The following is a 25,718-nucleotide window of genomic DNA, read 5'->3' as shown; positions in this document are numbered from 1 at the left end:
AAAAAGAGCCGCTTATCTGTTTCGACTGAATCAGTCTGAATATGATAAACGACTCTTTTAATGAGTGGGTTCTGGATTCGAAATCTAGCTCTCGAAACCTTAGAGGTATACTCTACTCAGTGACCTCTTGTAACACCTCTCCAATTGATCCACTTGGTTGGGTTATCCCTAGTTTGTTCGAAAGTGTTGGCGCAATGTCGTATGGCGTAATTGCCCGCGAGATCTTCTGAGCTTCAACGTCGTAGCCTGCGAAGATTACAGGGACATGCGTATCGTACTTCCATGGCGAGCCATGTGTAGAGGCGATTTGAAGGCCTTCCATGTCGTTAATGTAACTACGCGGTGCAAATACCACATACACGTCACCTGAACGAGCAGGGTGGTAGTTGTTTTTGATTAGCTGTATCACATGAGTATCAGGCACTCGGTTCGCTGCAATATCGCTGCTTGATACTGCAAACGCCACACCCTTCACTTTCGCTATTTCATCGGCGATCGCTTCCTGCACTTTAGCTAGGTCAAGTTTCTTCTCTGCGATTAAATCGTGATTCAGATAGATATAAGGCTGTGCATACAAGCGAATTGCGTCTTTGGTTAGACCAAATTCATCCTTCAATCGTTTCTCAACACCACTCGAGAGCAGTGTATCTTTATTGAAGTATTGAGCTTGATTAAAGCCAAGCGCATTTGCCGCGGGTGAAGATTCAGGGACACCATGATCGGCAGACAACACAATTAATGTATTTTTTAGCCCGACTTGGTTATCAACGGTTTTAAGAAGCTTGGCGATCGTCTTATCAAGTCGAATTAGGTTGTCTTCTGTTTCTAGGCTTTCAGGGCCGTATAAGTGCACCACGTAGTCGTTTGATGAGAAACTCACAGACAGATAATCAGTCACTTCACCTTGGCCTAGCTTCTCTTGCATCAACAGTGTGCTTGCAAAGTTTTCTGTGATCTCGTCACCGGCTGGGCTAACGGTTAGCGTTGTGCTGTAGTACTTGTAACTTGCAGGGCCATAAGGGTGAGGGAAGGTGCGTTGGAAGTCACCGAGTTTCACTTTGTGTTCGGTATCGTGCTCTTGCAGCGTGTACTTGTCACGTGGTAATGAGAGCTCCCACTTCTGTTTCGAGTACTGAGCAGCAATTGCTTTCTCGTTCCAACGTGATACCCAATCTGGATACTCGTCGTAGTAATAGTTGCTGGTGACAAACTCAGATTGCGCTTTGGAGAACCAGAAGGCTTTACCACTGTGTCCCGCCAATGAGATTGCGCCGCGGTCTTTCACTGATACACCGAACACTTTTGATTTTCCACTATTGGAAATCGTCAACTCGTCACCAAACGTGGTGGAAAGTATTGGCTCAGGAGAACGTCCATCGCCCTGTGCTGTCTTCTGCGTTGGGTCGATCTCAGTTGCTTTGTCGACACCCGCGCCAGAGGTCAACATTTTGTAGTTGCCGTCTTCTACGTTATACACCAAACGCTCTTCGCTACGGTCATACCAAACGTTACCTACCATGCCGTGTACGCTCGGTGGCGCACCGGTTGCAAGCGACACATGGCCCACGATCGTTTCCGTGTTGCCATGTTGGTAGTTCGCGTTGGTGTAGTAAGTGCCGTCATCCATTAAGTACCGGAAACCACCTTCACCGAAGTTATGCTTATATCGTTCGATTAGATCTGCGCGCAGGCCATCTACCGTGATTTGAAGGACTAGATCTGGCTTTTCCGCAGCCGAAGCTGGGAGAGCACAGAGTAACGCGAGTGTCAGTCCTGAAAGCTTGGTGTATTGCATAGAGTTTCCTTATTCAGTATTGCAGCAAAGTTCTAAGGTTTGGTCAGATTTATAACGTGTGTACAGTGCGAATCGTATTTTTAGGATTGTTGGTGAAGATTATTGAGTCATAACCGTCGGCACCTTTAGCTAGTTCGCACATTTAGCTGGTTCACATCTTTAGTTAGTTCGCATCTCTAGCTAGTTCAGAGCCTTAGTTAGTTCGCATCCTTAACTAAACGCAGGCCCATATCTGACATAGTTATCGATTGGCTTGCGAAGTCGCGACGGTAACTTTCAGATTCATTTTCGTCATAAGCAAAGCTGCCACCGCGAACCGATTTATGTGATAAACCAACGTCGCTGTGTTTTGCGTTGTTAGGATTGTCTGTTGGACCGAATCGGTAGAAGGTGTCATCGAAGGCATCAATCACAAACTCACCCACGTTTCCGGTCATGTCATATAAGCCTAGTTCATTTGGCTTCTTTAGCCCGACTGGATGTGCGCTATTTTTAGAATTTGCTGAGTACCACGCAACATCATCTAAGTTATTGGAACCACTGTAAGTATAGCCTTTGCTCTTGTTGCCACCTTTCGCTGCAAATTCCCATTCAGCTTCAGTCGGCAGACGGTATTCTTCACCTGTAAGTTCGTTCAATTGTTCAACGAAGTAGTTCGCCTGTTGCCAACTTAAGTTATTGACCGGAACTTGTGGGTTTTGGAAATAACTGAGAGATGAACCCATCACCGATTCGAACAATTCTTGAGTCACCTCAAACTTCGCAATGTAGAAACTATCTACAGTTATATCTCGCGCTGGTCGTTCTGCTTTGGTCGCTTCAGGAACGTTCGAACCCATGGTGAATGTACCACCTTCAACTAGCACCATCTCTTGGTCGATTTGTTGGGCGATAGGGTGTGTAGGCACGCTCGCACAGCCGCTTAGGAAAATAGTCATGGTGACGCTGCTGATCGCCGCTAATTGTTTGTAATTGAAAAATTTCATCACGTGCCTCGAATGTTCGAAATAGAGGGCAATTTTAACGTTTAAGGTCATTCCTATTGGTTATAAAGGGTATAACATGCCACTGACTGAAATAGGCATTATGATGGCTACAGACACTAAGATAGGTAGATAAATCATGCACATTACTCAAGGTCCACAATACAATGGTAAAGCGTCTAAACGCTTGCATGTTATGGCTAAGCCAATTGGCGCAGCGTGCAACATTGACTGTAAATATTGTTATTACCTAAGTAAGCAAGATTTGTTGGAGTACAAGAAAGGCAGTTCTCCAAGAATGGATGATGAGACGTTAGAAACCTACATCCGACAATACATCGAAGGTCAAAATACGCCTGAAATTATCTTCTCATGGCAGGGCGGTGAACCGACTATGCTAGGTTTAGCGTACTTTGAAAGAGTGGTTGAGCTACAGAAAAAGTACCGACCTGAAGGGGTGTTGATTTCAAACGATCTACAAACCAATGGCACATTATTGAATGACGACTGGGGGCGATTCTTAGCACAGAACAATTTCCTAATCGGCTTGAGTATTGATGGCCCTGAAATGCTGCACAATGCGTATCGTGTTAACAGAGCAGGCCGTGGCACATTCAAACAAGTGATGGCGGCTGTGGAGCTGCTGCACAAACACCAAGTGAAGTTCGCAACGCTGACTTGTGTGAATAACCTCACCAGTCAAAATGCACTTGAGGTGTATCGCTTCCTACGTGATGTGGTGAAGTCACCGCAAATGCAGTTTATTCCTATCGTTGAACAGAAAACGTTCCGAACGGTTGCGCCACAAACGTCTCAAGTGAGTGAGCAACTTAAGCAAGGCGACAAACGCCTGATCCCCGGCCATAAAGATTCGATCATGGAATCGTGGTGTGTGTCGGACTTGGCTTGGGGTAACTTCCTTATTTCTGTATTTGATGAGTGGGCGAAGAACGACATCGGTAAAGTGTTCGTTCAGTATTTTGAAGCCAGTTTAGAAACATGGATAGGGCGTCCTAACCCGCTTTGTACTCTGAATGAAATCTGCGGTAAAGGCCTCGCGATGGAGCCTAATGGCGATGTGTTCTCGTGCGACCACTATGTTTACCCTGAATACAAGATTGGTAATATTCATCACGAGAAGCTTGATGATTTGGCGTACAGCGCACCACAGCAAAAGTTTGGTTTTGCTAAAGCACACACAATGACCAGTCAATGTCAGCAGTGTGATTACAAGTTTGCTTGTCATGGTGAATGTCCTAAAAACCGCTTTATCAAAACTCGCGCAGGCGAACCGGGCTTGAACTACTTATGTGCAGGTTGGCACAAGTTCTTTTCTCATGTCGACAAGTCGATGGCTTATATCGCTCGTGCGATGGGGCATCCGGTTGCTCATGGCAAATTCAGTGATTCAGTATTGATGGCACATCGTGCAAAACAGGCGCAACAAACTACGTTTGAGACCAAGTTTTAACTCGTTTTTTGGGTCAATAGGTCCAAGACAAATTTAATCAGATACGAGTCTAAGGACAGGCTAAGTTCTCCAGTTTAAGGTAATACTATGATGAAGAAGAGTTTAGCGACGGCTGTTGCTCTATTAGTTTCAACGTCCGCATTAGTTTCAACGTCCGCATTGATTTCAACGTCAGCAATGGCAGCGAATAGCGTTCAGCAAACTGTTGACGCACCGGCAAAAAATATCAATCAAGTGCTCGAAATGACGGACACTCAAACCCGTATTCAACAGTTGTCTTACATGGCACAAGATCAGAACCAATCTGTTGAAAATCGTACTGGTGCACTGCAAGAGCTTGCTTCATACCCAAGCCAGAATGCGCTGGTGGCGGTGGCAAGAGGTTTGAAAGATCAAAACCCTGAAGTTCGTGAGGCTTCGATTATCGGTTCTTCGCCATATCAACTTGAGCACCGTTGGGCGTTAGTTTCGCCTTTGCTTAGCGATACAGATTCTATGGTTCGTCATTCAGCAACATCGAACTTAGTACGTGATTACAATACGTTAGATAAAGAACAGAAAGCACAAATCGAACAACCTGTCGCTGAGTTAATCACATTCTTGGAATCACAAGAATCTGAAAAGTTTCAATTGTTGTTCGCTGACGTGCTCCGTTGGCACAATGAATGGGATAAAGCGGAAACGATTTATCTTGAGTTGATTAATACTCACCAGAAAGACCCTCAAGTTTGGCTGAGCTACGCGGATAACTTCCGAGCTCAGAATAAAGATCAACAAGCGGTCGAGGTGTTGGATCGTGGTTTGAAGAACGTGCCGGACAATGCAGCGATGCACTATTCTAAATCATTAACTTTGGTTCGCCTTGAAGACAAGGCAGCAGCAGCCAAAGAGATTGAAGTAGCAGCAGAACTTGCAAAAGATAACAGCTACTACTGGTACTTGAATGGGGTACTACAAGAAGAGCTGGATATCGACAAATCGACTAAATCGTTCGAGAAGGCGTATTTGATCTCTGGTTCTCCGGAGCAGTTATACGCGGTATGTGATATTTACGTGCGATACGGCAACGACAAGACCGATGATTGCTTAAGTGAGCTAGGTAAAGTGGCTCCTGACTATGTTATTGAGCAGCTGAAAGAGAAGCGAGTAGCGCCAAGCTCATAATATTTGAATGAGTAAATAGATAAGCCGCTTATGAAAAGCCAGTCGAAATATTCGACTGGCTTTTTTGGATCTAGAGTTCTGCTTGGAATGTGGTTTTAAAGCAAGGCACAAGTTGGAAACATTTAAAGTGGGTGAGCTTATTCTCTCACCCCTTAAGTTAAATTATTCGCCCATTGAGGTGGATGCACGGCGTCTGTCTGTCGCGCCATGGATCTTGCCATCTTTGATTTCAATGGCGTTCAAACCGCTGACCACTGGAATGACATGTACTGGGTAACCGAGCTGCATAAATTCTGGAACCAACATTTCAGCGTAAGTCTTCTTCTCGACCAATAAACCCGTTGGGTCATAAGGTTTGGTGCGATCTATCTTGGTGCCGTATTGGATGTTTGGAAGGTCAATTGCTTCCTGCGCAGACAGATCCCAATCTAAAACACCAACCACGGTTTTTAACACATACCCCGGAATTTGTGAGCTACCAGGAGAACCAACCACTAAACGCAGGTCGTCTTTTTTATCCATAACCATTAACGGGGTGATCGCGGAACGAGGTCGCTTACCTGCTTCAATAGAGTTTTGAGTCGGTTTACCGTTTTTGGTGGGTTTGGTGGAGAAGTTTGCCATTTGTGCGTTAAGAATCACACCATCGACCATTACCCCTGATCCCATACCTGTGCCGACGGTGCTGGTCATTGCAATGGCATTACCGTCTTTGTCGATGATGGATATGTGCCCGGTATCTTGGCTCTCAAAACCTTGATACTGAGCGTAATCAGTATCGGTTAGCTTGCCTGCTTTTGGCTTTGCTTTCGCAATACCAGTCTCTGGAATGAGCTTACGTCGCTCATCGATGTAGGCTTTGTCGAGTAGGGCTGCAACTGGTGCTTCGATGTAATCTGGGTCACCGGCATAAGCGATGCGATCGGCCTTGGCGATTCTCATGGCTTCGGTCATCAAGCGCCAAGGTTCAACATCAGTTTTAGACATATCGGCTAAGTCATAGGCTTCGAGCATTTCAAGGCTTTGAGCAACCATCACGCCACCAGAGGCTGGGTAACCGAACGAGACAATCTTGTTGCCTCGGTAGTCACTTTCAATAACCTCACGCTGTTTGACTTGGTATCGTGCAAAATCTTCAATAGAGAGCTTTGCGTGGCCGGCATCGATTCTGCTGTTCACAGTTTCAACGATGTGCTTACCAAACTCGCCACCATAAAGGTACTTATCGCCTTGTTGAGCAATGTTGCTAAGAGTGTCAGCAAGCTCTGGGTTCTTCATCAATGTGCCGGTTGCTTTGATTTGGTCGTCACTCCAATACAGGGCTTCGATTTCTGGATCTTCAATCAATCGTTCTTGTTCACGAACCACGATGTCGTAGGTGTAGCTGTTCATCGCGTAACCCTTGCTTGCCAGTTCAATCGCGGGTTGAACAAGCTCAGACCATGGTAGCTTTCCGTATTGTTGATGAGTGCTATAGAGCAAACGAAGCGTGCCGGGAATGGCTACAGATCTTGGTCCTAAAATCTCATTTCGACTGAATGCTTTACCATCTTCCATAAACATATTTGGAGTCGCACTTGAGGGCGCTTCATCACGCCCATCCAGTGCGAGAAATTGATCTTTGTCTTTTTGATAAAACAGCGCAAAAGTACCACCGCCAATCCCTGTCATATCCGGTTCAACCACCGACATTGTCATCTGCATCGCCACCATCGCATCGACCGCATTACCGCCTTGCTTAAGTACCGAATACCCGGTGCTGCTTACATATGGATTCGTTGCACTTACCATAAACTCTTCGCCACTTTCATCTGGCGTAATTGGAAAAGGATTTGGCTCAGCCGCGAAACCGACCGCTGAAACCAAACTTAAAGATAAAGTCGCTATTCGCATGCGTTCTCCGTTTAAGGTATCTGTTTATTCGCTCTTAGGTTGACTGAATAAAGGCGGTGAAGTTCGTGAGTTTCCAGCCTTCTTACACAATGCTGACGCTGCTGACAGAACCATTAAATAGTAGAGGATTTTGTGGTTCAAATTTATTACGAAGCTAAATGTAAGAGGAAACTTGGGTTCTTAATATTGATTTAACTATCGTGAAATCCCCACTCATGAATAACTAAAGCGAGTTTGGAACATGATGAATTTCAGTCTTATGATGAGGTGTTCAGTTTGATGTTGAACTTGTTTTTAATAAAGCACTCAATTATACCCACTGATTTATATGGTTATTCTCGTTTATATGATGGTTTATAAATAGTATTAACATTTCTGTCACTATTTTCGTTGTAACAGATTGATATACTGGTCAGATCTGTTATTGTTCAAAATATATGTGCGGTTCACCATACTGTTTAACAAAGGGAGCTTATGTTTACACTATCGATCAAAAATAGGATTTTGGCTTTATGTTTAGTGTCGCTAGTAGGATTTACTAGTATTCTATTTGTCGGAGGGGATGCGTTAACCAGTAACACCCAGCAGGTTAATCGAATTGACCAAGTTACTTATCCGGTTATGAATGCGGCTTCATTGAATAGTGTATTGATTTCTCAATTAGCTGAGCGCTTTAATTTGGCAGTGACTCTAGGCGATGAAGAGATTTTGGAGATGAACAAGCAAACTATCGCTGAGATTCAAAATAACTTCAACATTCAAATCTCTCTCGATCCTTCGTTACAGAGCTCATCTGCACTTCTGCAAAATAAAACCAATCAATATTTTGAGTTAGCTTACCGAATTGCTCAAGGCATGATAGATGAAGAGATCAGCCTTAGTGAAGCAGGGCGTCTTGCAAAACAGAGCACCGCAATCTTAGATGAGCTTACTTTGGGTATGCATGAGTTTTCTTTGGCTCGTCAATCAGAGTTTGAAAGCGCAGTGCAAGATTTAGAATCAAACAATAAAAAAGCTAACCAAATCATGAGCGTGTCCGGCGCTGTAGCCATGCTTGCGATGTGTATCTTTGGTTGGTTTGTGGTGAAAGGTATACGTAGAGATCTCGCAAATATCAGTGACAAAATGCGTGATATTGCTGAAGGAGATGGAGACTTAACGGTTCGTCTTCAGCATGAAAAAAATGACGAACTGAAACCTTTAGTAGAGTCGTTCAATAGCTTTGTCTCTCATTTACAGCAGAACGTCACACACACTATAGGTAACGTTACTCAGCTGGACACGATCTCTGGTTCACTTGTTAAATCAAGTCAAGTAACAAGTCAATTGTCGACTAAGCAGCATCTCTCTATTGAGGAAGTATCAAGCTCATTAAATCAGTTGTTTCTTGCCGCTAGAGAAATCGCTACGAACGCTAATGATGCTTCGACTTCAGCTTCCAGTGCGAGTGAGCAAGCAAGCTTAGGAGAACAGCAAGTCAAGAGTACGATTTTAGCCGTTCAAGAATTAACGCATGATGTAAGTAATGCATCGCTAGTGGTTAAACAGCTAAATGACAACACACAGAGTGCTGGCTCAATACTTGAGTCGATCAGTTCGATTGCAGAGCAAACCAACTTGCTTGCGCTCAATGCGGCAATTGAAGCTGCGCGCGCTGGTGAACAAGGCCGTGGCTTCGCTGTCGTTGCTGATGAAGTAAGAACGTTAGCATCAAGAACTCAATCATCTACACAAGAAATTCAATCTGTACTCTTACAGTTACAAGACCAAGCAAAAACCGCGTCATCGATTATTTCTGATAGCGTAGTTAAAGCTGAAACTTGTGTTGAAAAATCAATTGTCGCGGAAAATTCTCTGCAGAAAATCACTTCAGATATTATCGAAATCAGTCAACGAAACGAAAGTATTGCCGCTGCGACTGAAGAGCAGGAGCAAACCTCAACTCGCATTGAAACTTTTGTCGAAGAAATTCGTAAGATGGCAGAAGGCACCAGTAACAGTGTTCAGCAAGTGGACGCCGTGGCGCAAGATATTCAAAAAGTGACTCGTAATCTTTCAACATTAACTGGCCACTTTAAAGTCAGTTAAGTTCCCTAGAATCATTCCCTCTTTCTTTTCGGCTATGCCTTAAGGAGGGCGGGAGTATGCCCAAAATATGGGCTGATTATACAAAAACAATTATATAAAAAACAAAAATCACATAACAATTGGAGTTAGTTATGAAGAAGACAGTGGTTGCTGCCCTAATAAGTATGGCGTTTGGAGCAAATGCTGCAAACATGGATGATCTTCGAATTAGTGGGTTTGGTTCTGTAGGCATCGGTAAGTCAGACAATGCGATAGGTTATGCGGGTTACACCGACGAAAAATTAGATTGGGAGCAAGAGACATTAGCAGGCTTACAATTTGATTTTCAAGTAAATGAGCGTGCTAAGTTCGTGACGCAAATCGTTGCAAACAGCCGTTATGATTATGAGCCAAAAATTGAAATGGCTTATGCCTCTTATGATTTTGAGGCCTTCACAGCTCGAGCAGGTAAGTTGCGTTTACCTTTGTTTTTCTACTCAGATTACACCGATCTTGGTTATGCATACCCTATGATCAGACCTTCTCAAGAATTGTATGAAAACATTGTTTTGAAGGGCTACACGGGTGCTGATTTATTGATTCCGATTGAACTTGAAGATTCAAGTATTCTTCTTCAGCCAGTGGTTGGTATCGGTACGATTGATGAAGATGATTCAATCGTTGGCGAAGTGAAATTGGACAAACTGTTTGGTATCAGTGCGAACTGGAACGTTGATGATTTTACTTTCCGTGGTTCGTACTTTGTTGCTGAGTCAAACCCTTCTTGTGATTTCCAAAACTCACAAGATCCGTATTGTCAATTGGGTGCAATGCTAGATAGCCAAGATGGTCAGTTTATTTCTCTAGGTGCTCAATATGACAATGGTGCTCTGTTAGTTAATGTCGAAGCTGCGGATGTTCAGTTGGATGGGCAGTTTTATGACTATCAATCGGTTTCTGGTTTGGTTGGTTACCGAATCAATGAATTTACGCCTTACGTTTCTGTTAGCTGGGTTGAAACAACAGACAACGAAGAACGTGAAAACATGACTACGACGGCTATTAAAGAGTCGATGAATTACGAGCGTCTTTCTTATTCAGTTGGTAGCCGTTGGGATTTCGCTAAGAACATGTCTTTAAAAGCAGATGTGACCTATGTCGATTACCGAGATACTAGTGGTGGGTTCCAAAGCAATGTTGAAACAACAGCAAACCCATATATTGCAACGGGTAACTACCTTGAAGACAGCTCTATTGTCTATTCAGCACGTCTTGATTTCGTATTCTAAGGAGGCAACATGAAAAGTTTACTGGCAGCAATAACCGTAGCGGTTCTTTCATTTAACGCTTCTGCTGGAATGGTAGTGATTGGTAACAATGCTGGCGTTGATTCTCTATCTAAATCTGACGTTAAAAAGTTATTCATGGGTAAGAAAAGCAAGCTATCGAATGGTACCAAAGCACAGATCATCGAGCTGGCTGATGGTTCTGAAGGTAGACTAGCCTTCCATGAGGTGGCAACTGGACGCAGCGAATCACAACTTCAATCAGCGTGGTCGCGACTTGTATTTACCGGTAAAGCTGAAGCGCCAATCCAGGTTTCAGACTATAACGAAGCAATTACAACGGTTGCTTCAAAAATCAACGCAATTGGTTATGTAGACGAAGCCGCTGTAACAGGTGACGTGAAAGTATTATTTAAATACTAAGCGCTACTTGCTTACCAACATTAAAAAGCCCAAGGTTATTTAATCACCTTGGGCTTTTATTTCTAATGACGATGATTTTCACGCTTGATTAGAAAACGAAACTCAACATGATGGTGTAAAGCATGGCATCCCTGTCACCCGTTGGGGTATCGATAAATACGCCATTTGATTTTTTCGATTCAAAGTACTGAACTTCGCCATTGATAGAAACGTTTGGCAGAACATCGTAATCAACGCCGACTAAATAACTATTTCCGTTTAAATGCTCATGGTCGTCAAATTGTGCACCATACACAACGTAAGGAGTGAATGCTCCTAAGTGGTATCCAAGACTGGCGTACATGGATGAAGAGAAGTCACTGATTTGTCCTTCACTTGTCAAAACAAATTGACCCAGTTCGTATTCTGCTCCTAATGACCAAAGTTGGATATGCTGGTTATCTTGCTCAGTTCTGAATGGGGTCGGTACTCCGGGAATTGTTGTGATAACAATCTGATCGAAATTTGAGTCTAGGAAAGATAAATTCCAACGGTAGCTATCACCGCTTAGCTGCAAATTTGCGCCGAGCATGCGATTGGTTTCGAATTCTAGTTTTGTAGTCGAGTTGAAATCTACGTCATTTTTATCTTTTATGCCGATAAACGGAGTAAGTAAAAGAGTCGCTTCGTCACTGACATCGTGAGTCCAGCTCACTTTTATGCCATTGAAAGCTGTGATTCCGAGAACGCTGTTATATACCTCTGTAGGTGGCCTCGCGGTCATATAGGCTTGGCCTACATAGTAGTACTCAGAGGCAAGGAACAGTGGCAGTCGTAATCGACCAACGCTGACATCGAAGTCGTTAAATTCATAGCCCAAGTAAGCCCATTCCAGTTGAGGGTCACTCCAATCATATTGGGGTGGCTTGACAACTTGTACGGAAGCTTTGAATGAGTTGTAAAAGTAATCTAGTTGAACACCAAATGTGGTGTCACAGTCGTAGCAATTTTCGTCGGTAAAACCGCGAGTGATCATCAAGGGGGTTTCATTGTCGGACTTAGCCCAAGATGTTGAACCGAAGCCACTCAAGGATAAATTATCGGTAAGTTCGATATTCGCAAAAGCCGGAGAGGCCATTGAGGCACATAACACTGACGTAATTATTCTTTTCATATTATTTCTCCGAACTTATAACGTAGAGAATGTTGGCATTTTGAGGAACCGAAGAGAGTGGGGAGTAACCAATACGGTTTGGTTTGTCATCAAGCCAGTCCACTAAGCTGTCGGTTGACGCCGTTTTGATTTCTCTTGGATAACGCGCTTTTCCTGAAAAAGATAAACCAGCCCAGTGTGCATTCATTTGAGCGGCATTTTTTCCAAGCAAAAGCTGATAAAAGTCCTCTCTTTCGGCACTGTTCTCAGGCCAATCAGACAGTTCAACACGTTTGCCATTGAGGCGCTTAGTTTTCCCTCTATAGAGCTTTCGCGCTTTGTTTATTGATATCTCTTCAAATCCGGAGTCTAAAGAAAATATGGCATAATCTTCAGCGGCGTGAGCAGGGCTGAGAAGAAGCAAGCTTCCTAATAGCCCTACCGCGACTGGCAACATGACTCTGCGGGGAAGTGTTTTTATTGTTCTAATCCAATCCATGGGTATCTCCTAACAAGTCGCACTTTCTATTTGATGGAATAGCTTTTCTTTTCTTACGGGCTTCGCTACATATCCATCCATGCCTGAATCAAAGCACTTTTGAATATCATCGTCGATAACACTGGCGGTTAACGCGATGATAGGCGTTTTGCTTAAGCCTAGGTTTTTCTCATGCTCTCTGATCTCTTTGGTCGCAGTGAAGCCGTCCATAACGGGCATCATGCAATCCATTAGAATAATGTCGAAGCTACTGTCGTTTTGGTACATGTCGACGGCGATTTGTCCGTTGTCGGCGATTTCAAACGCGTAGCCGGCCTTTGTTAACATCACAGAAGCGACTTTTTGGTTAACTCGATTGTCTTCGACGAGCAGTATTCTTTCAGATTTACTCGGAACCGTGTTTTGCACTCTTTCTTCTGGCAATGTTCGCTTAGCTGCAGCATTAAGAATCGGCGTTACGGTCGCGGGTTTTTTCGTAGATTTAGTTTTGTAGGCAGCAGGAAGTGGCATCGCTTCAACGGCGGCAAGTACTTTTTCTTTTAGCATTTCAAATTTGAATGGCTTTGGTACATAGTCATCCATACCTACGTCGAAACACTTTTGAATATCATCATCAATCACACTGGCGGTTAAGGCGATGATAGGGATACGGCGCGTGGCGTTGGTCTCTTTTTCAACGCGTCGAATGTTGCTTGTCGCTTCAAAGCCATCCATGACGGGCATCATGCAATCCATAAGTATCGCCGCGTAATGAGGATTAGCGGTGAACATGTCGATGGCTTCTTGACCGTTATTCGCAAACTCGAATTCAAAACCACTCTTTCCTACATGAAGACCGGCAATCTTTTGGTTGATCTTGTTGTCTTCAACGATGAGGATTTTGTGTTGAATCTCGACAGGCGGCTGGCTTGCCTCTGATAGTTCCGCCAAACCTCGTGTATCACAAAGCTCAATAGCTTTAATTAAACGCAAACCGAGAAGGGGCTGTGCGACTTGTGCAGTAACGCTGTCACCAAGATCCGCTGGCTCACTTAAGAAGGAACGTATCAAACAGATAGTGATGCCGTTTTGGTGCAGCTTAGCTAAGTTATCTGCGTGGGTATTAGCTAGGAATGCGTCATCTTCAGCGAAAACGACAGTGATAGGTTTAGTGTGTTTTTGAGTGGAGAGCTGATCTGTAATTGCGGTTATATCATTCGTTTTATCGGTAACCTTCAAACCATAAAGGTTAAGGTCGGACTCGATTCGCTCGGAGAGCATGTTTTCGTTACTCAGTACATAAATATCAGCTGTTGCTGAACTTGGTTTTGGCAGTATCAAGTCAACAGGCAATTCCAAGTCGAAGTAGAAGCAACTCCCTTCACCTTTGACGGAGTCGAGTTGAATTTGACCACCCATCAGTTCAACCAACTGTGTACTGATGGCTAGACCAAGACCAGTACCACCAAATTGACGTGTGGTTGAATCGTCTTCTTGAGCGAAGGGTTCAAATATCTGTTTTTGTTGCTTTGAATCGATACCAATACCCGTGTCTCGTACAGCAAATCGAATGGTGGCATTGTTATCTGCTTTGTTGAGCGTTTGGATTGATAATGTGACGCCACCTTCTGCAGTAAACTTCACCGCATTCGACATGAAGTTCATCAAGATCTGTCTTAAACGGTGATCGTCTATCATCACGCGTGCTGGTGTGTCTGGGTTGATATCAACGTTAATCGATATTCTTTGTTCTTTCGCTTTTGGTGCCACAATAGAGGCTATGTCGTATATCGACTCTCTAATTGATGCAGAGTGCGGGCTTATTAATAGCATGCCAGACTCAATCTTAGAGAAGTCTAAGATATCGTTGATTAAGCTAAGTAGCAGTTGGGATGAAGTTTCGATCGTATCAACATAGTCACGTTGTGTTGGTGTCAGCGGTGTATCTGCGAGGATTTCCGAAATACCAATAACGCCATTGAGCGGGGTTCGAATTTCATGAGACATGTTGGCCAAGAAGCTACTTTTTGCTTTGCTGGCCTGTATTGCGTGGTCTTTCGCGTGTTCGGCATCTTCTTTGGCTCTCTCTGCGTCTTCTTTTGCTACCGTCAATCTCTCTTTCGCGAGCTCTCGTTCAATGGTCAATCGTTCAACTTGCTGAGCAAACAGACTGAGTTCATCTTTACCTTGGATTAATTTATCTAGAGAAGGGCGCGTGTCATCATTTTCGCTTTTTAAGAAGGCTAACACCAAATTCAGGTTGTTAGTGACTTGTCTCGCCAAGCTAAGGGTTAAACCCATAACAATCGCTGCCAACAAAGCGACGATTGAAATAAACAGTGTTCGCTGTATTTGCGCGTCATAGATAGCTTGCTCAACTTCTTGTTGAAACTCTTGCTTGATTACGCCGCCAAGGCTTTGTAATAAGTTGAGCCTTGCGCTCATCGCTTCTAAGCCGACAGACACTTCTTGTGGCGTCAGTTGGCTGATTGCATTTAGGTCGAGTAGCGCGCTTCTTATCTCTTGGCTTTGAGCGAATACATCGTTTCGAAATACTTCAACCATCAGTGACACTTGATGTTCGTTGGCATTCAATGAAACAAAGCGTTCTAAGAACAATTGCTGTCTTTCACTCAAGGTTTCAATCTGTTCTGCAAGTTCTGGATCGTATTCTTGGCTGTTTTGGAATATCTCAATCAGAGAGGTACCCAGCTTAAATTCTTCGTTTGACCAGAACATCAGCCATTCCAGTTGCTGCAATGCGGTGAGGTGTTGTTGAATTTCCCGCTTGGTGTTTTCGAATGGGACTTTTTCTATTTCGAGCAGTAACTGCTTGTATAAGTCGCTCTGCCACTCAAGGGCATCCAATTTATCGTAGCTGTCAGTGGCTTGCATTGTCGATAAGGTTGCTTCGCTGAAGTCGGCAACCAGTTGATTCATTTCATCAGAAGCATCCAAAAAAATGATTGGAGACAGGGTTTTTAATTCAGCTTTTACTTGATTGCTTTGATTTTCAAACTCCTCAGGGCTAGCGGCCAGAGTGCTTCTATAAAGAACCGAGATATCTTGAAGGTACACAGATAACTGATTGGTTCGTTCAAAATCGGTCAACTGAGTCGTTAAAATATAAGCCTGTCTACCTGCAAGGAAGAGTAATAATGAAATGGGAAGTAGAACTAAGCCAAAGAGTTTATGTTTGACTGAAAGGTTATTCCAGACCGTAATCGCCATATAAGGATCCATCCAACTGTTTTTATATAAAAACAGTAGAATAAAAATGCCGATATGGAAACTTTGAAACCGCAAATTTAATAGAAGTGTGGGAGGGGTATAAGTTCTTGTGATTCCAGAGCTTATTTTGATATACGTTCTTTTATTAGTAATTTATAGCGTTTGGCAGTTTGTTTAATTTTATGCTTATTGATGAATAACTTAAAAAGCGTACTAATGAGGACGATTGTTATCGAGGCTTAATTCGAAAAGAAGTTGCTTTAAAACCGTTTTTGCAGAGGGTTCTAATGTCCAAATACCGAGCATTCTGTTCAACGCGGCGCGATATGCTCTGTTTTTGAGTAGGAAGGCGAGCGTGCTCGTATCGTTACTCAAAACATGCATTTGTATGACTGTGAGCTCAGCTTTGTTTTCGATATCAATTTTCTGAAGATTGAAAGCAGGCAGGAATGAACATTCGTACCAAATCTCAATGATCTCTCGAAGTTCGATTTCTTCTTCAGGCACGTCACAGCCCTGAAATATATGATTCTCAGGAATTGCGGATAAGTAAGCAACATCAAGCTTGTCTGCAACGAATGTGTACATTTGTTTCCTTGTTACCTGTGGTATTGGATCGAATCATCTCTCTCACTTATGATTTTGTCAATTACATCCATCTCGCGAAATGACGAATTGTGAGTAAGCGTTATGATTTAGCTCAAACTGTTTAAGTATTTGTCTGTTAAGCCAAAATATTTCAAGTTTCCATCTGGCTCTAGAACCAAACTCATGTTGGATGTGGCGATTAAGCCGGGATCATTGGTCGAAAAAATGACTGTCTTATTCAGCAACTTATCGCTGAACAAGCGGTTAAAGTATTGCGCGTTTTCTTGCTCGGCACCGTTGAAGGGCTCATCAATAATTATCAGAGATTGCTCACAGTTACCTAAGCCAAGTGCCAGACGCAATTTTTGTTGAATTCCATTTGGAAGGCCTTTGCACTTATCGACACTCAATTGAGTCGCTAAGCCCTCAGGTAGCCATTCGTCCAGTTCGAAGAAGCTCACCATCTCTTGCATCTTCTCTGTTGGAATGAGGCCGTTATGCAGAATGAAGTTGGTTTCTAGTGAACCTTCAAAAATATGCAGGTTAAAAGGGATGTAGTTAATTGAGGTGCGATAACGGTAGCTATTGAACTGCTTGATGTTGTAGCCGTCAACGGATACTGCGCCTTGATAACGATCCTCTAAGCCAGCAATAATTGAGATGAGTGTTGTTTTTCCGCAGCCAGTTGGGCCACAAATGACGACTTTTGCACTGGGTGGTATCTTAAAACCAAGGTTGGTTAAGCCGGTCGCCGCACCTGTGTAACGATGACTGACACCACTGCCAACAATACTACCTTGGAACAAGCGAATAGGCGGGCTCTTCTCTAAGGTCAGTTTATCGTCATTCATCGACATTAAGTTATTGATCTGTGCTGATGAAGCCTTAATCGACTGGAATTTAGAAATTGAGTTGTAGATACCCATGATCGGACCTAACGCCTTCCAAACCAATATCACTGTCGCGAGCATTGCACCAGCATCAGAAGTGCCTTCCATTACTCCGATTACTGCGGTCACGATACTTGCAGTACCAATCACCTGAATCAAACTGCCGCCAGCGGCCTGAATCTTACTGTTAGTCACGGCGACGTTCTCGGCATCACTTGTGCTTTGCATGTGTGAAGCACTGAAACGAGATTGAACGACACGAAGTAAAGGCAGGCCTTGGATAGTTTTGATACCACGAAGGATTTCATTCCATTGATACGAGACCATTGCATTAGCGCGGGAGCTTTTGGATGTGGCTTGCGAGTAGATATAGCGAGAATACACACAGAACACCAACATCAAGATTAAGCCACCCATCACTACAAGCGCTGCCGTACCCGACATCAGGGCAATCGCGATGATAAATACAATCACAAACGGCATATCAAAATAGCTAAGTGTTGATTCTGCGGTCACTAAGCGTCGGAAGGTATCGATATCTTTCAAACGAGCCAACTGAGACGAAACCCCAGCGGTTGACGTCATCGCGTAGGGCAGCCAGAGAAGTTTCGATATTACGGCTTGTGAGATGTGCACCGCGAGATCTTTACCGGAGGTCGCAATAATGTTGACGCGCATTTTCTTAAAAAAGTATTCAGAGAAGCCAACAATGATGGCAAATAAAGTGAGCCAATAGAGTGTTGCTTGAGAACTCGAAGTGAGCGCGAAGTTATACACACTCATAATAAAGAAGGGCTGTAACGCGCCTAGTATACTGATGACGAAACTCAGTATGATCAAGCTTTTAAGTTCGTTGTTATAACGATAGAAAGCGTATTTTATCCAATTGCTTCTGTCTTGCGATTCCGGCGGTGGTTCGCGGAATAGACGAGAATATTCGCTAATCGAAATCAGCAAACAGGGCTTTTTACACATTGGGTATTCAATGGTGTTGTTGTTCGTGTAATCAAACAGGAGTAACTTTCCATCCTTAGTACCTAAGAAAATGGCGCTAAGGTTCTCTATCTCAATAAAGCATGGGTGAGGGTACTGATCGATATTCTCGAGAGTCTTTAGCTTGGTCACATCACAGCGGTATCCAAGACGCTCTATAGTCGCAGTAAAACTGTCGCTATCTTTTTGTTTAGGAATAAAAGCGTCACTGAGGATAGACGGCGTGCCTTCCCATTCCAGTGCAATTAAGGTGTAAGCTAAGCCACGAATCAGCGGTGACTGACTGTAGCGTTCATCATAACCACTTGCTTCAAAGTCCAACACCCGCTGCGGAACATTGTTGAAATCAACTAGGATGCTCATTGATCACCTCCGGTAAGTTTTACGCGTTTGAGGCGGTGGTTTAGTTTGTCCATCTTATTACTGGCGATGATTAGGATTTTGTCATTGGCACGATAGGCGGTACTGGTCAGCACCACTCGTGCAAATTCCTCATCATAGACACAATCGATGTCATCAAATATCAATACACGCTTACTGGCGAGCAGGGCGCGAACCAATAATAAGGCGTAACCTACTTGGCGTGAGAATGGATTGCGCATGTGGCCTTTGAGTTCTGTGTAAAAACCAGCAGGAAGCCCATCGATTTGTGCCTTGATGTTCATGGTCTCGCACAGTGCAAACGCCGTATTATTCAAACTTGGTCGGAAGCAGGTTAGATTATCAATAATGGTTCCTTCCACGAACGAGCTTGTTTTATCGACCATCAGCACACTGTTGCGCCAAACGTTGTAGTTAACGTCATCGAGAGGCGTGTCATTAATCATGATGTCCAGTTTGTTATCGCTGTTCTGGCGAGTAATACAGTTGGCAAGGTGTGTTTTGCCTGAGCCACTTTTCCCTGTAAGTAAATAGGCTTGCCCAAGTTCGAACTCGATACGCTGTTTTTCAGAATACTTAACCGAAATACGTTCAACCTCTGTTGTCTCATGCTGATGTTCAACCGAAGCCGCCAGCTCAAGCAGTTCGGCGATACGTTGTATGTGGAGTTTGTTTAACTCCCAACGGCTCGCGGTGCGCATCACTTGTTGGTAAGGCGCAAAATAACGGTTGGTTAGCATGATGATCGCGGCCATGATGCCTTGGCTAGATTCCATATTGATAACGGCCGTTGCCAGTACCACAACAACACAAGCTATAGAAAGCTGTTGGATGAGCGCCAATATTAGGCTGAAGTTCGACTCAATCTGCTCATATTTGATGTTCTCAACTTCGCGCTCTTCGACCATTTGTGTCATCAGGCTTTCAACGCGGTATTCCATATTTCGAGCTTTGATATCAAGCGGGCTAGAGATGATCTCGATGATTTTGGAGGTGGTTAACCCTTCGATGTCTGACTTATTCTGCAAACTACCAATCTTTTGTTTGGAAAGGCTCCACGCGAAAATAGCCAATATGACAGAGGCAATCAGAAGTGTAATACCAGCCCATATGTTGATTAGGCCAATAATAAGGATGGTAATCACGCTGACGGCTAGGTTGATCAGCGCTCGAACCGATTCGCCACCAAAGAAGGTTTTCAATTCAGGAATGGTTGAGATACGCTCCAAATATTCGCCCGGTTCTAAACGACGAAATTTAGAGATTTCCGCTAAACAGATGGATTGAAATACCTTATTGGTTAAGTTGGTCTCAAACTGCCTCATGATGACGGAAGATATCTTCTCTTCCTGATTTTTCAGATGGTAGTCGAGAAAGATGGAAATCAAGATAATCGCGAACAATAAGAACAGAGTATCTTGTGCTTGGTTGGGTAACACTCGGTCAAAAATGATCAGAATGGAGAAGGGCAGCACCAAGCCAAACAAGGTCGATATTATCGTTGAGAAAGTCAGATAACACTTATCTGCCATATTTATCTTTTGCGAAAATTGCTCAGTTTGCATTACGACCTCCTTTTCTCAATGACTCCGTTGAGAGAAGGTGTTTCGGCACCAAATCTTGATTGTCTCGTCCCTCAATATCGCTCATCAATTGCATGATGCTCTCTATCGATTGAATTGAGAGTATGCCTTTAATTTGCTCAAGCTTGATGGTCTCGATGATGTAGTCGTATCGCGCGCTTTCATAGTCTCTCAAAGCGCTGAACAGTTTACTTTCCGCCGCCAGCAAGTCGGTGATGGTACGCGTGCCTAATTGGTAGGCTCTTTGGATCCCTTTATAAGAGGCGTAGTTGGCGCGAATGATGTTTTCGAAACTGCTTATAGACTGCGAGAAATCGTTAATGTTGAGCACTGAGGTATTCACGCTGTTACGTGTGGTATAGAGCGAATCTTGGTAAAGCAGCTCAGTACGTTCGATGGCCGTCGATGATTTTTGATAGCCATAGTAATCAGAACCACCCGACAAGATAGGCACGGCGAGGTTCAAGCCAACACTGGTTGAGTTACTTTCGCCTGTGGCTGTAATGTCGGTTTTATCGTAGTTATTGGCGTCATCATGTCGATAGCTGGCTGAAAGCGACACGGTCGGTAAGAAGTTCGAACCGCTCTCTTTTAAGCTTCTGCGGCTTCTCTCTACGTTTTTCTTTGCCACCAACAAGTCGTTATTCAGCTTTAACGCCTGATCCATTATTGTGCGTTGTTCGGTTTCGCTGATCTCTTTTAAAGGTACGCTTTCGTATATGTCTTGCGACGGAGTGATAGGGTATTGAATTTGAATAGAGAGCCCGTTGAGAATGACACGTCGATCTTTTTGCAAGGTTCTTAAACGGTTCGAAACACCTTCTTTCTGAGCAATCACTTCGTACAGCTCACTGGCTGCGGTATTTCCTAACTCCACATTGCGTCGCATTTGATGTTCACGCGTCTCAGACGATTTAAGCTCAACTTTAGTCGCTTTTATCTGTGCGTTGTTTTTCAAATACTCAAAGTATTGAGAACCGATTTCCGAAATAGTGCTTTGAATTTTGTTCTCGTGCTTAACTTCTTCGATATTGAAGTCAAGCTTAGCCGTCCCATATTTAAAAATGTCGCCAAGATTGAATATGGATTGCGAAAGAGAAAGGCTGTAGCTGTTTGAGTTATAACTAGAGGTTTCGTCGGGAACGCTCGATAGTAAGGTTTCATTCTCGTTCCATGTCGTATCGGCTGCACCATTGAGTGAAGGCAGAAACTTAGATCGGCTGATCCCAATGTTGTATTCGTTCTCTTCCACACCTTTATCACTGGCGCGAAGGGATAGGCTGTTTTGCAGGCCGAGTTCTACCGCTTCAAGCAGGGTAGTCGCCGATGCTGAAGGTGTCGTGCTGAATGCGAGTGCAGCTATGGTGCTGCTAGTTAAGTTTTTGTACCGCCACATACTTGTTGATCACCTTGATGATTTGGTCGCTTTTATAAGGTTTGCTGATCACGTAATCCATTCCGGCCTCAATACAAGCCTGGTGTTCGTTACTGCTGGTCAATGCGGTTGCACCTATGATGGTACAAGGGTTCTTCTCGTTTTCTTGTTCGAATTGTCGAATACGTTTTGTTGCTTCGATGCCGCCCATACCCGGCATGATGCAATCCATAAAGATGATGTCAGAACGTTTATTCATGAAGTGTTTCACTGCGTCAGCGCCATCGCCAACCATTTCTGGTTCATATTCTTGCTTGGTAAGGATTCGTTTAAGTAAAATCTGCTGAACTCGGTCATCTTCTACGATTAGGAATGAGCTGTTTTCCATTTGTTCTTCTGATGCTTCCGCTTCCATAATGGTGAGCAAGTTAGGAATAAACTCATAAGGGATCGCAGGGGAGTTGATGATCTTATCGACGAAGCTGTGACACTCTTGCGCATGCTGAGTGTTGGTTACCGATAACAGCAACTTGGTATTTGGGTGGTTCTTAAGTTGAGATTTCACCGTTTTACTCAGTGACGGTAACTTGTTGGGTTCAAAGGTATCGGTGAGCATAATCGCATCGTAATCACCAAAGGTCTTCGCCGCTGAAAATAACTCATTGGCAGTGCGAATCTCGGTGATGTCCAGCCCCAAATTACTGAGCATTTTCTTCATCACATCGATGCGAACTTGAGTGTTGGCGCATAGCAGTAAACGCTTACCGTCGAAGCGAGTCTTTTCTGTGTGGAAATTCTTCGCCTTGAGATCAAGCTCAATCTGAAAACGTTCCTGCGTACCCGATTGGAACCAGTGACTTTCGTAATACCCGTAATCTTTTAATACGCTTTTTGCTAAGTCGTCTGTGCTTGCGGTGTGGTCCTTGTGACTGCTCCAATGGAGTTTATTGAGCTTGGCTACAGAGACATCAAGCGTTGAAAGGAAGTTTAGATTGATGGTAACTCGGGTATTTTCCATGTCTGAAGCCGCCCCAGATTCAATCGTCACAAATAGTTTCTTATTTGATTTGAGTTGAATGGCATTGGAAAGCTGCAGGAACAATATCCAGAACAAGCTGGTGGATTGGCCTTCTACGCGATTGGGTAAGTTGTCGGAAATAAAGCAGTCAAGTTGACCTTCGTTCCTCTGAACTTTGGCGCTGATATGAATCATCAATTCAGATAACACGCTCAGCAGAGAAAACTCTTTCGACTTGCTTTCCGTGCCCTGTGAAATCAATCGATTATAGTTTTCTGCTAGCTCAGATAGGGTGCTACATGCAGAGGTAATGTCCTTCGCCATCAAAACGCCGTTTTCATCGGTTTCTTGAACGAGGTACTGGACACCACCGTTAATGGTGTTGGTGATCCCACGAATCTCATAGCCGATGAGTGCATACAACTGTTTGTAGAGATCGTTATTGCGCTTTTGGTCTTCCAATTTACTGAAGATCAGTTTGAGATGAGAGTAGATCTGACGCTGTTTGGGATTGATGCTCACTTCATTAAGAAGCTCTTCAAGCCTTTGTAAATCTAATTGTTTTAGTTCTTGATACAGTGCATCGAACTCATAGTCGATTTCGCGTTCGTTAGAGCTGGATTTCTTCAGTTTCAACATGGCGACAGCGTTAGATAGAACCGTGATCACAGCCAGTATTACGACCACTATAAACAACCAAACGAAGAACTCGTTTTTCTCAGACATCAAATCGCTCGCATGGTTGTTAAACATGGTGCGGTAGTTGTCATCCATCTGCAGATAGTTGTTGGTCAGTGAGAGATATAAATCGAGTACATCGGCACGTGCTTTAGCGCTATCGGTGAAACGGTTAATCGCTAATTCAAGTTGCGTGTATTCAGTAGCGCCAACCAAGCTGAACTCAGTTTTGTTCAAAGAGGCTAAAGATCGAAATTCATCTATTTCACGCTTCAAGTTAACTAGATTGAATTCGTTAGTACCACAAGTGTCGTTACTTAAGCACTGCTGCAGAGTTTGAATATCTTGTTCGATGGTCTGATTAAGCTTCTGAGCTTGTATGAGCAGTGGGGCACTTTGCACTTGCGCGACTGAATCTACTTTCGACCAAGAAAAGTATAAATAGAAAGCGAGCGCAGCCAGTACGATGCTAAACAATATGCTCAGTCGCAGGGCGGGTACAGAAATATTGTACGAAGGTTTTCCGCTCATTGATTACCTCTCATCGAAAGCATCTTCGATGGCAGACATCACTGGCTTCGCTGCGTATTCGATCACGCGACGCGAACCTGTTTTTACATCGGCGGTAAATTCCATATAAGGTGATAATTTGTATTGAGTGCCTCCTCGTTCAAGAAAGTTTCGGTCAATTTCAATCTCTGCTAAATAGAATTCGGCGTCTTCTTCTTCATAAGACGAGCGGCTGATTGAGGCGATGGTTCCCTCAACAAATCCATATTTAGCGAAGTTATAGGTATCCATTTTTACCTTCACAGCCTGTCCGATTTCTACAAATCCCATGTCTTTACGTGGAATCTTCGCTTCACCGTGTAACGAATTATTTATTGGGGCAATATCGGCGATACTCTCGCCTGGCGGAATCACAGCTGAACGGAAATTGAAGTGCAGTTTGTCGACCACGCCATCGACTGGTGAGTAGACAACCAGTCGATCAACCTTGTCGGAATGTTGTGGTTGTAAGATACGTTTTAGCTTGAGATCTTTATTCGCTTGAATGATTTGTGCTTGGTACTCGGAGTTTCGATTCTCAACCAAGTCACGGTGTTGTTTTTCCAGTTTGTCGAGCTGAAAACGTTCGTTCATGACCGACTCATCAAGGTTCTCAATCTCACGTACCATATTGGATTCTTGTACTTTCATGTTGAGGACGTCGACATAAGACGCCATCTCTTCTTTATAAAGCGTGTTTTTAATGTTGAGTTGTTTGCGAATGAGCGATAGTTGGTTCTCTGAACTTTTACGACGCTTAAGCATTGATTTAATCAGGGAGTTTTTGTGTTTAATATCGTGGGTAATGAGCTCTTCATTTGAACGGTTTTTAGAGAACTCTTGTCGCCATGTATTCATGTTGACCTGAACTTGTTCTGGAAATTTTTCGATATAAGAAGCGAAGTTAGGTTCTACCATGTCGCGTAAGCTTTCATAACGAATCTTATCGAGCTCTATCTGAATAATCTCAGTATTCACGGTATCGAGTTGTGTGTTGCGGTCTAGTGAGCGAATTCGTGCGATCGGCTGTCCTTCATAAACGACTTCTCCTTTTCGGACTAACATCTCTTCCAATATGCCGCCTTCTAGGTGTTGAACCTTCTCAACGTCAGATTCCAACAACAGTTCACCACGTACAGAAACGACGATGTCGATACGCGCTTGTGATGCCACGGCGATAGCGACTAAAGCGAGTAGGAATATGATGAGCAACGTTTTGTGAACACTGGTCATGGCACTTGCAAGCACAATGGTGTCATCAGCTGTGACCTTAGAAGCCTCATTATTAGAAACGAGCGCTTTTCTTAAGTGATGTTCTATTTGGTTATTGCTCATGACTACCTCGATGACTTGTCATCTATTACTTCCTTAATGTCCAACAAGTGATTGATTTGTCGATTGACGTTGTGCAATTCAGTTTTTACATCCTCTAAAAGATCTTCAGGTGCAGGGAATTCGTGCTTACTCAAATGTTCCAATTTGGCCATTTTGGGTGGCAAGTCTTGATCGCACAGTAAAGTTAAGATGGTCTTTAATCTCTTTGAGTAGTTGTTGAGCTCATCAAAACGGTCACTTTTATGAAGCGTCTCTATGTTGATCGCTGCGTCTGAAAAGTCCTTATAAAAATCGCCTAATAGCAATTGAAGCCCTTTGTGGTTGTTGTCGATTGAACGCAGCAAACTCGTCATGTCTATCATCATTCCACCGCCGTAATTGCTTTAATCACAATAACTAAGGATG

18 protein-coding genes are annotated in these 25,718 nt (G+C 43.6%); 5 read left to right on the top strand and 13 right to left on the bottom strand.

All coding sequences use genetic code 11. The features are described 5' to 3' along the window. Positions 1–112: 112 nt before the first annotated feature. Both AACU28_RS05680 and AACU28_RS05675 read right to left on the bottom strand, forming a co-directional pair. On the bottom strand, positions 113–1,795 hold the full coding sequence (locus tag AACU28_RS05680; RefSeq protein ID WP_121602543.1) for an alkaline phosphatase family protein: 1,683 nt from the start codon (positions 1,793–1,795) through the stop codon (positions 113–115). Between the two features lie 197 nt (positions 1,796–1,992). Beyond that, positions 1,993–2,781 carry a formylglycine-generating enzyme family protein gene (locus tag AACU28_RS05675; protein WP_121602542.1) on the bottom strand — a complete coding sequence of 263 codons (789 nt, stop codon included), beginning with the start codon at positions 2,779–2,781 and terminating at the stop codon, positions 1,993–1,995. 136 nt (positions 2,782–2,917) lie between these two features. Here AACU28_RS05675 and AACU28_RS05670 point away from each other — a divergent pair, with 136 nt between their 5' ends. Both AACU28_RS05670 and AACU28_RS05665 read left to right on the top strand, forming a co-directional pair. Further along, positions 2,918–4,249 (top strand): anaerobic sulfatase maturase, encoded by a 1,332-nt coding sequence (locus tag AACU28_RS05670; RefSeq protein WP_121602541.1) that lies wholly within the window; start codon positions 2,918–2,920, stop codon positions 4,247–4,249. An 87-nt stretch (positions 4,250–4,336) separates the two neighbouring features. Beyond that, entirely contained in the window at positions 4,337–5,413 is a 1,077-nt protein-coding gene (locus AACU28_RS05665; RefSeq protein ID WP_102456504.1) for a HEAT repeat domain-containing protein, read from the top strand. A gap of 162 nt (positions 5,414–5,575) precedes the next feature. Here the strand turns inward: AACU28_RS05665 and ggt are convergent, their stop codons facing one another. Then, positions 5,576–7,306: a gamma-glutamyltransferase gene (gene ggt / locus AACU28_RS05660; RefSeq protein ID WP_121602540.1), complete on the bottom strand. Its 1,731-nt coding sequence runs from the start codon at positions 7,304–7,306 to the stop codon at positions 5,576–5,578. Between the two features lie 621 nt (positions 7,307–7,927). Here ggt and AACU28_RS05655 point away from each other — a divergent pair. The 3 genes from AACU28_RS05655 (at position 7,928) to AACU28_RS05645 (ending at position 11,082) form a co-directional block, all read left to right on the top strand. Then, positions 7,928–9,394: a methyl-accepting chemotaxis protein gene (locus AACU28_RS05655; protein ID WP_121602539.1), complete on the top strand. Its 1,467-nt coding sequence runs from the start codon at positions 7,928–7,930 to the stop codon at positions 9,392–9,394. A 131-nt stretch (positions 9,395–9,525) separates the two neighbouring features. Beyond that, on the top strand, positions 9,526–10,662 hold the full coding sequence (locus AACU28_RS05650; RefSeq protein WP_121602538.1) for an outer membrane beta-barrel protein: 1,137 nt from the start codon (positions 9,526–9,528) through the stop codon (positions 10,660–10,662). 9 nt (positions 10,663–10,671) lie between these two features. Next, complete coding sequence (locus tag AACU28_RS05645; RefSeq protein WP_081229784.1) at positions 10,672–11,082, top strand: phosphate ABC transporter substrate-binding protein; 411 nt, start codon at positions 10,672–10,674, stop codon at positions 11,080–11,082. An 88-nt stretch (positions 11,083–11,170) separates the two neighbouring features. Here AACU28_RS05645 and AACU28_RS05640 read toward each other — a convergent pair whose 3' ends face one another. From AACU28_RS05640 to AACU28_RS05595, 10 genes are all read right to left on the bottom strand, one after another. After that, a complete protein-coding gene (locus tag AACU28_RS05640; protein ID WP_102444851.1) occupies positions 11,171–12,235 on the bottom strand; it encodes a porin in 1,065 nt (354 codons plus the stop codon). Position 12,236: 1 nt separating this feature from the next. Next, positions 12,237–12,713, bottom strand: coding sequence for a hypothetical protein (locus tag AACU28_RS05635; protein WP_017080103.1), 477 nt, complete (start codon positions 12,711–12,713; stop codon positions 12,237–12,239). Between the two features lie 9 nt (positions 12,714–12,722). Continuing rightward, on the bottom strand, positions 12,723–15,923 hold the full coding sequence (locus tag AACU28_RS05630) for a response regulator (RefSeq protein WP_121602537.1): 3,201 nt from the start codon (positions 15,921–15,923) through the stop codon (positions 12,723–12,725). A 213-nt stretch (positions 15,924–16,136) separates the two neighbouring features. Next, a complete protein-coding gene (locus AACU28_RS05625; protein WP_017085130.1) occupies positions 16,137–16,511 on the bottom strand; it encodes a hypothetical protein in 375 nt (124 codons plus the stop codon). A 107-nt stretch (positions 16,512–16,618) separates the two neighbouring features. Continuing rightward, positions 16,619–18,757, bottom strand: coding sequence for an ATP-binding cassette domain-containing protein (locus AACU28_RS05620; protein WP_065607293.1), 2,139 nt, complete (start codon positions 18,755–18,757; stop codon positions 16,619–16,621). Then, positions 18,754–20,340: an ABC transporter transmembrane domain-containing protein gene (locus AACU28_RS05615; protein WP_017081154.1), complete on the bottom strand. Its 1,587-nt coding sequence runs from the start codon at positions 20,338–20,340 to the stop codon at positions 18,754–18,756. Before AACU28_RS05615 ends, AACU28_RS05620 begins: the two co-directional genes overlap by 4 nt. Next, positions 20,330–21,754 carry a TolC family protein gene (locus AACU28_RS05610; protein WP_121602536.1) on the bottom strand — a complete coding sequence of 475 codons (1,425 nt, stop codon included), beginning with the start codon at positions 21,752–21,754 and terminating at the stop codon, positions 20,330–20,332. The genes AACU28_RS05615 and AACU28_RS05610 overlap by 11 nt, the downstream gene beginning before the upstream one ends. Continuing rightward, positions 21,729–23,960 (bottom strand): ATP-binding response regulator, encoded by a 2,232-nt coding sequence (locus tag AACU28_RS05605; RefSeq protein WP_121602535.1) that lies wholly within the window; start codon positions 23,958–23,960, stop codon positions 21,729–21,731. The genes AACU28_RS05610 and AACU28_RS05605 overlap by 26 nt, the downstream gene beginning before the upstream one ends. 3 nt (positions 23,961–23,963) lie before the next feature. Continuing rightward, entirely contained in the window at positions 23,964–25,313 is a 1,350-nt protein-coding gene (locus AACU28_RS05600; RefSeq protein WP_004730526.1) for an HlyD family type I secretion periplasmic adaptor subunit, read from the bottom strand. 2 nt (positions 25,314–25,315) lie between these two features. Further along, positions 25,316–25,678 carry a hypothetical protein gene (locus AACU28_RS05595; protein ID WP_016793662.1) on the bottom strand — a complete coding sequence of 121 codons (363 nt, stop codon included), beginning with the start codon at positions 25,676–25,678 and terminating at the stop codon, positions 25,316–25,318. Positions 25,679–25,718: the final 40 nt, after the last annotated feature.

The sequence above is a fragment of the Vibrio sp. SBT000027 genome (genome assembly GCF_963894355.1).
GTDB lineage: Bacteria > Pseudomonadota > Gammaproteobacteria > Enterobacterales > Vibrionaceae > Vibrio > Vibrio splendidus.
This window is presented reverse-complemented; position numbering and strand designations above follow the sequence as displayed.

Excerpts from the sequence above, each read along its gene's own strand:
- AACU28_RS05680 (WP_121602543.1), bottom strand. The coding sequence starts at position 1,795 with ATGCAATACACCAAGCTTTCAGGACTGACACTCGCGTTACTCTGTGCT.
- AACU28_RS05675 (WP_121602542.1), bottom strand. The coding sequence starts at position 2,781 with ATGAAATTTTTCAATTACAAACAATTAGCGGCGATCAGCAGCGTCACC.
- AACU28_RS05670 (WP_121602541.1), top strand. The coding sequence starts at position 2,918 with ATGCACATTACTCAAGGTCCACAATACAATGGTAAAGCGTCTAAACGC.
- AACU28_RS05665 (WP_102456504.1), top strand. The coding sequence starts at position 4,337 with ATGATGAAGAAGAGTTTAGCGACGGCTGTTGCTCTATTAGTTTCAACG.
- ggt (WP_121602540.1), bottom strand. The coding sequence starts at position 7,306 with ATGCGAATAGCGACTTTATCTTTAAGTTTGGTTTCAGCGGTCGGTTTC.
- AACU28_RS05655 (WP_121602539.1), top strand. The coding sequence starts at position 7,928 with ATGAATGCGGCTTCATTGAATAGTGTATTGATTTCTCAATTAGCTGAG.
- AACU28_RS05650 (WP_121602538.1), top strand. The coding sequence starts at position 9,526 with ATGAAGAAGACAGTGGTTGCTGCCCTAATAAGTATGGCGTTTGGAGCA.
- AACU28_RS05645 (WP_081229784.1), top strand. The coding sequence starts at position 10,672 with ATGAAAAGTTTACTGGCAGCAATAACCGTAGCGGTTCTTTCATTTAAC.
- AACU28_RS05640 (WP_102444851.1), bottom strand. The coding sequence starts at position 12,235 with ATGAAAAGAATAATTACGTCAGTGTTATGTGCCTCAATGGCCTCTCCG.
- AACU28_RS05635 (WP_017080103.1), bottom strand. The coding sequence starts at position 12,713 with ATGGATTGGATTAGAACAATAAAAACACTTCCCCGCAGAGTCATGTTG.
- AACU28_RS05630 (WP_121602537.1), bottom strand. The coding sequence starts at position 15,923 with ATGGCGATTACGGTCTGGAATAACCTTTCAGTCAAACATAAACTCTTT.
- AACU28_RS05625 (WP_017085130.1), bottom strand. The coding sequence starts at position 16,511 with ATGTACACATTCGTTGCAGACAAGCTTGATGTTGCTTACTTATCCGCA.
- AACU28_RS05620 (WP_065607293.1), bottom strand. The coding sequence starts at position 18,757 with ATGAGCATCCTAGTTGATTTCAACAATGTTCCGCAGCGGGTGTTGGAC.
- AACU28_RS05615 (WP_017081154.1), bottom strand. The coding sequence starts at position 20,340 with ATGCAAACTGAGCAATTTTCGCAAAAGATAAATATGGCAGATAAGTGT.
- AACU28_RS05610 (WP_121602536.1), bottom strand. The coding sequence starts at position 21,754 with ATGTGGCGGTACAAAAACTTAACTAGCAGCACCATAGCTGCACTCGCA.
- AACU28_RS05605 (WP_121602535.1), bottom strand. The coding sequence starts at position 23,960 with ATGAGCGGAAAACCTTCGTACAATATTTCTGTACCCGCCCTGCGACTG.
- AACU28_RS05600 (WP_004730526.1), bottom strand. The coding sequence starts at position 25,313 with ATGAGCAATAACCAAATAGAACATCACTTAAGAAAAGCGCTCGTTTCT.
- AACU28_RS05595 (WP_016793662.1), bottom strand. The coding sequence starts at position 25,678 with ATGATGATAGACATGACGAGTTTGCTGCGTTCAATCGACAACAACCAC.